This is a genomic window from Microbacterium gubbeenense DSM 15944 (assembly GCF_000422745.1).
Lineage (GTDB): Bacteria > Actinomycetota > Actinomycetes > Actinomycetales > Microbacteriaceae > Microbacterium > Microbacterium gubbeenense.
Map to the genome: position 1 here is coordinate 1 of NZ_AUGQ01000039.1, position 5,987 is coordinate 5,987.

Consider the following 5,987-nt stretch of genomic DNA (forward strand, 5'->3'; position numbering starts at 1 on the left):
GATGGGCAGTGTGAGAACTTCCATCCTGGAAGACCTCGACGCCTATCCGGCCAACGCCACGCGAACCCCGACTACACCCTCAACTGCGAAGAGCCCACAATGCCGGACGCCGCTCGATCAAAGCGATGAATGCCCACCGTTCTCCCGGGAGCCACGGATACTCGACGGCGGCGAAAAACGCGCCGCGCTCCGTGGCCGTCTCAACGAACCGTGTACCGGTGTCAAATTTCGCCCTGAAATGCTGCGCGTCGGTCTGCCCTGCGGGTCGGTGATACGAGATCCATCCCATAGTGATCTTCTCCTTCTGTTCGATCTGACAACATTCACGTTATGAGGAACCCCTGACAAAGTTGTAGCGCCCGCCGCGATCCGCGTTGAAGGCGCGGGTCGTGGCGGGCGCTACGCAGCTCAGCTCGAGGCGCGTGAGGTGACGCTCGCTATCGTCTCGACGGCGTCGATCCAAGCCTTCTCGGGGGTGTCGCCGTTATTGTCTGCGCCACCGGTGAGGACGACGGGGCCGACCAGGGCGCTGGTCTCTTTTCCGGTACTGCATTAGATCCGGCCGACGACGCATGTTATTCCGGCATCCCCGTGTGGGCGCCGGAATGGTGCGAGCGGATATCTGTCTACTGCGAAGCGTTCCACCGGTACTCACGTTAATAGTTGAGCGATCCTGATGGTGGTTCACAAGTTCCAATATGTGGGTAGACGATTGATTCGACGACTTGTACCCTGAATGTAGCCTGTGCACTGCTGGGGAGTTTGATGTAAGTTCACTGTACATTTCGAAGGAAGGGTAGTAATGAGTCACCAGTTCAATCGTTCCGCTCATGCGGGGCGTATCTCCGGAGCGGCGATTATTTCCGCCATTACAATCTCAGCGCTTTCGTTCGCTCCTGCGCAGGCAGCAACTGGAGACCCAGGGGCCGACATCGAAAGGGTTATCGACACTTCACCTGCCATTGAGATGGCTGACAGTGCCGTAGCTCAGCGCGCCGCAGTTGAGGGCAATACTGTTACCGTCAGCGGCGTCGACTCGGCTATCACAGTGGAACTGCCAGTCTCAGAGAAGAATGAGGTCGTGGACGACGGGCTTATATCGCTGTCTAGCGGCTCTTCTTACAGCGTCGTGCCGGTCGCTGTCGAAGACGGCTCCGTTGCTATTCACTCCGTCATGAACGATCCTTCCGCGCCCAGGACGTATGACTATTTGATCGATCTCCCAGCCGGATCGGAACTCGAGGTTCAGGGTGGCGATGGCTCTGTCGTCGCATATGGGCCTGATGGCACACCTGTGGCTTACGCTGCTTCCCCCTGGGCGGTCGATGCGCGTGGCAATGAGGTGCAGACGCACTACACCGTGGATGGACATGTTCTCACTCAGCATGTTGACGTCACGGCGTCGACGAGCTTCCCTGTGGTGGCCGATCCTTGGATCGGAATTGATCTGGTGAGTTATTACGATTTCGATTGGATCTCGGGTGACGGGTGGAAATTGAATGTTGGTCCGACTACGTGGGCGCGTGGCGTCACGGGGTCGCCGTCGTTTGCTCTGATCGGTGCGGCTGGCTGGGATGAGGTGCGAAACCTCATGACATCCACAGAACGATCGCGTCTGAATGATTCGGGTCGTGACCAGTACATCTGCCACATGGGGTTCGCTGGGATCGACCCCGAGTGGAACATGGAGCTCTGGAAGCCAGACAAATCTCTTACGGGTTGGATCTCGAGTCAGTGCAACTGATTAACTGACAGACGGGCGATAGTCATATTCTTGTTGACAAGAATATGACTATCGCCTAACGTGTACCGCATGAAGGGCATTACACCGCTACAGTTTGCGCTGCTGACGTCACTAGCTGATAAACCATCACACGGATATGCTCTGGTCTCCGCAATCGAGCCAGTGCTTGGTCGCCGCCCAGGTGTGGCCACGGTCTATGCCGCACTCGAACAGCTCGTGAACAGCGGGCGGATCGTCCAGTCCAACGACGAAGTCGTTGACGGCCGCCTCCGGCGGCACTTCGCGATCACCCAGGCCGGAGAATCGGTGCTGGCAGCAGAAGCAAACGAGATGGCGCGTAAAGCGCAGCATGCGCTGTATAACCTGCGACGGCTGTCTCCTGTGGTGGTGGCGACATGAGCGACCGGGCTGTGTCGAGGGTGCTGAAGGCATATCCACGATCGTGGCGTGAGCTCCACGGCGATGCGTTGGTCGGCATGCTCGAGGAATCCGCGATCGACCGACCGGATCAGAAGCAACAGGAGTATCGACACGCAATACGACTAGGAGTAGCCATGAGGACGAAACAGCTTCTGCCTTATGTGTTGGCCGTTGGGGGTCTGGGCTCGGCGGCTGTCGCGCTCACGCTCATCGTCACAGCGTTTACCTCCCAGAATGCGCCCGTGATCCAGGTGCTGATGTTTGGGCTGTCACCGCTTCTGAGCTTCGTCGCTGTCATCACTGCCCTGCGCCCGGCCAAGGACCTGTGGGGTGTGGCGTCCCTTGGAAGCGCCGGAATCATCGCTGCCTGTGCGGCTCATATGAGCTGGTACACGTTGATCGACGCTGAGTCTCCGACAGGTGCAACATTCGCGTGGCCACTCCTGATTACCACGGCAGTCCTCTTGATCGCCGGTGCCGGTGCTCTGTTTCTTTGGCGCTCGCTCGCACAGAAAGTTTCGCAGAAGGTAGCAATCGCGATGAGTATTCTTGTCGGTATGGTGTCCGGGGGCGTTATCGTTCCCGTCCTCGCCACTCCTGGGGCGGCACCGACCATCGCAATCGCTGTTCTCGTTGTAATCGCAGTCCTGCATCGCCGCGAGATCAGGGCCATGAGACAACGTGCTCCTTTGGAAACGTAGCGGCACAATAGCGAAACACGAAGTAGCTGAACCGTCCCCGGTTTTCTGCCGCTGCGATAACTGGTTGGCGATCATCGCAACCTCGTAATCACCGACCACTCGGAAGCCTCGGCCTGACGGCCGGGGTTTCTGTCGCTACGAGCTGGCAACACCGCACCGGAGGGATCGCCAGCTTGGACCGGCCCGCGAGATCGATAGTAGCTTGACGCTGTCGTTGTACGATCGGCAAGAATGGCGGGAGGGGCGTCGATGAGTGAGTTGGCCGGAAGGCGGCCGTCGGGTCCGATCGCACGCCACACAAAGTTGCGCTCGCATGGCCTGGTCCGCTGGGCGCTAGGGGGCGTGGCATTCCTCGTGTCAGCGCTTCTCGTTGCTGCCATCGGAGTGGCCGCGTATGCATACGACGATTACTTCGGGGCGTTGCAGGACAACTCCGTTGCGATCGGCGACCAGGACATGAACCCGCCCGACGTCGAGGTGTTGTCGGACCGCGCCTACAACCTCCTCATTGCGGGCGTAGACAAGTGCGAGGTCGACTGGGTGGACCAGTTCGCGGGTCGGTGCTCAATGGAAGAGGCCCTCGCCCAGAAGGACACGTACGCGAGCCAGCTCAACGATGTGAACATGGTCGTGCATATCTCACCAGAGCCTCGAAGCGTCACCGTGATCAGCATCCCGCGCGACATGATGACGTCGCGCCCTGAATGCTCTGACATCGATGGAAACCTGACCGCGCCGGCTACTGCTGCGCAGTTCAACGAAGCGTATAGTCTTGGCGGCCTCGACTGTGTCGCTCGTACCGCCACCGAACTCACTGGGCTCGAGATCGATCATGCCGCGCTCATGACCTGGGGCGGCGTGATTGATATCACGAATGCGATCGGCGGCGTGACCGTTTGCGTCGAGCAGGACATCCCGTTCGATGATCAGACAAACTTCGAGCTGTCCGCAGGCGAGCACGATCTCGTCGGTATGCAGGCACTGCAGTTTCTGCGCACGCGTTACACGCTCCCCGGCGGTGGTTCTGACCTCAACCGCATCGGCAACCAACAGCTCTATATGGGAGCGCTCGTTCGGAAGATGGTCAGCGAGGAGACGTTCGGCGACGTCGGCAGGCTGCTGAAGCTCGCGAACGCGATCACGGAGAATGCCACCCTCTCCACGGGCCTTACTGACAACCCGATGACGCTTGTATCGCTCGCGAGCGCGCTACGGGGAATCCCGCTTGAGGACTACGCGTTCATCCAGTTCCCCGCGATGGACTATGCCCCCGACCCGAATCGCGTCGCTCCGATTCCGGAAGCGTGGGATCTGATTTATCAGGCGCTCGAGCGAAACCAGCCGCTTGACCTCGGTGACGACGTTGAGCCAACAGAGACGCCTGGGCCCGTTGAGACGCCTTCGCCAACGGAAACCCCGGATCCGGAAAAGATCCCGCTACCCGAGTACCTCCGAGGCTCGAACGCCGACCAGGGCGGAGCCGCTTGCGCGCCCGATGCCGGACTGTTCTAACGGCGATTCGAACGCCGCTACCCGGTGGCTGCCGTGTGGCGCGCTCAGATTGCGTGAAGCCGGTCGAGTCTTAGGGGCTTCAGCTGGGGAGGTGGCTCGACTATGTAGCCGTGCGCCCGCAACTCCTCGGCCGCGGCCTCCGGATGGTCCGATACGGCGGCTCGCAACTGCATTTCGCGGAAGTCCGCGCGCCCTTCCGCGATTGCTGAGGGCGCGGTGTCTTCGCGGACGTCGATGCCAAACTCTAAGCGGAGCATGTCGAGCACATCTTCTAGGCACGGCCGGAAGCGGTGCCCGCCCACCGGGAAGTGGACGGCCCGGAGCTGTAGCTGCTTTCCCGCCTGGGCGGCCTTCCGGTAGTGTTTCCCGCGCTTCTTGCGGCCCGCGTCCATCAGCTCGGTGACGATGGCGTCGTTCTCGAAGTGAAAGTTGTAGTGCGCGGCGGGGGCGTTCGCCTGGGCCGTTCGCACGTAGTCAACCGTGAATAGGGGCCGGGGTTCGTCATAGGCGCGCACGAGAAACGTGGACCCATACACCGTTGCGCGCAGCGAGTTCGGGCTTATAACGAGCTTGATATCGATCTGGAGCTGCAGTCGGGGCACCTCGTCGATGGTCATGACGATGCCACCTTTGTGGGCCGACGCGACGGTCATCAGGACTCGTCCGTCCTTGGTGCGCGTTGCCTCTGAGGTGAATCCAAGGTTGCCCGACGGGAGGATCCGCGCGAGCCGTTCCATCAGCGCGAGCGCGAACCTGTTCGCTTCCTCCCGAAGCGCGTCCTCCATAGTTGCCTCAGGCGGCCGCGAGGAAGTTGATTCGCTCCATCTCTCGCAAGACCTCGAGATCCTCGATCGAGAGCCTGTAGTCGTATGCGAGATTGCGCAGTTCGCGGAGCGTTCGCCCGCCAGCTTCGGCGCGAAGCGTGGCCTTCCGGGCCTCGATGTCCTCGTCCGACAGGATGCGTACGTTAACGGTTCCCGTAGTCATACCGACAGGTTGCCACAGACCACTGACATTCGAACACATTGAGTGGCATCGGCCACAGCTCTATCTGCTCTCCTCGCGGGAAACGCTACCTGACCGTGGCGATCGTCTCTTCACTCCGATGTGGCACGGCTGCTGTCACGGAACCGTGGAGTCGACGCCCGCCCGCGCAACGTGCAACCCCCGTAGGTGGCGGGTATATGGGTGGGCGCTGTTGGTGCGCCCTCCTGGTGTCGTGGTTAGTGCTGCTGTTCGGTGTTTTCGAGTTCGAGCTCGAGGTTGAAGGTGTGGGGGTGTTTTTCGAGTTCTTCGAGGATGCGGGTGCGGGTGAGGCGGTTTTCTGCGGTTCGTTCGGCTTCTTCGGGGGTGGTGGCGTCGGTGGTGGTGTTGATGGTGAGTGTGATGGTGGCGTAGTGGGTGGTGGTCCATTCGCGGATGCGCGGGGGTGCGCCGAGTTTTTCGAGGACGCGGTCGTAGTCGGTGCAGAGGTTGAGGGTGTCGGCGATGTGGCCTGCGCGGTTGAGGATGTGGGTGAGGCGGGGGTCGTTGCTGTTGTGGATGGGTTCGTTGAGGGCGTGGTGGAGCTGCTGCTCGAGCTCGGTGATGCGCTGGTGGGCGGTGGCGAG

8 protein-coding genes are annotated in these 5,987 nt (G+C 60.7%); 5 read left to right on the plus strand and 3 right to left on the minus strand.

Going from position 1 to position 5,987, the window contains the following annotated elements; all coding sequences use genetic code 11:
- The 5 genes from G510_RS18750 to G510_RS0112725 all read left to right on the plus strand — a co-directional run.
- A partial coding sequence (locus tag G510_RS18750; protein ID WP_211219200.1) for a hypothetical protein occupies positions 1 to 334 on the plus strand: 334 nt, incomplete at its 5' end.
- A 468-nt stretch (positions 335 to 802) separates the two neighbouring features.
- Positions 803 to 1,744, plus strand: coding sequence for a DUF2599 domain-containing protein (locus G510_RS0112710; protein ID WP_157560644.1), 942 nt, complete (start codon positions 803 to 805; stop codon positions 1,742 to 1,744).
- A 69-nt stretch (positions 1,745 to 1,813) separates the two neighbouring features.
- Entirely contained in the window at positions 1,814 to 2,143 is a 330-nt protein-coding gene (locus G510_RS18085; RefSeq protein WP_084644384.1) for a PadR family transcriptional regulator, read from the plus strand.
- 155 nt (positions 2,144 to 2,298) lie between these two features.
- Positions 2,299 to 2,865 (plus strand): hypothetical protein, encoded by a 567-nt coding sequence (locus G510_RS0112720; protein ID WP_029153924.1) that lies wholly within the window; start codon positions 2,299 to 2,301, stop codon positions 2,863 to 2,865.
- Between the two features lie 342 nt (positions 2,866 to 3,207).
- Positions 3,208 to 4,377: an LCP family protein gene (locus G510_RS0112725; protein WP_169562644.1), complete on the plus strand. Its 1,170-nt coding sequence runs from the start codon at positions 3,208 to 3,210 to the stop codon at positions 4,375 to 4,377.
- A 44-nt stretch (positions 4,378 to 4,421) separates the two neighbouring features.
- On the opposite strand, the gene G510_RS17665 is transcribed toward G510_RS0112725, so the two are convergent.
- The 3 genes from G510_RS17665 to G510_RS18605 form a co-directional block, all read right to left on the minus strand.
- A complete protein-coding gene (locus G510_RS17665; RefSeq protein WP_051216757.1) occupies positions 4,422 to 5,162 on the minus strand; it encodes a hypothetical protein in 741 nt (246 codons plus the stop codon).
- 7 nt (positions 5,163 to 5,169) lie between these two features.
- The gene (locus G510_RS0112735; RefSeq protein ID WP_029153926.1) at positions 5,170 to 5,364 is read right to left on the minus strand and encodes a hypothetical protein; all 195 of its coding nucleotides are present in this window, start codon (positions 5,362 to 5,364) and stop codon (positions 5,170 to 5,172) included.
- 236 nt (positions 5,365 to 5,600) lie between these two features.
- Positions 5,601 to 5,987 (minus strand): hypothetical protein (locus tag G510_RS18605; protein WP_029153927.1); only part of this gene is annotated, 387 nt, incomplete at its 5' end.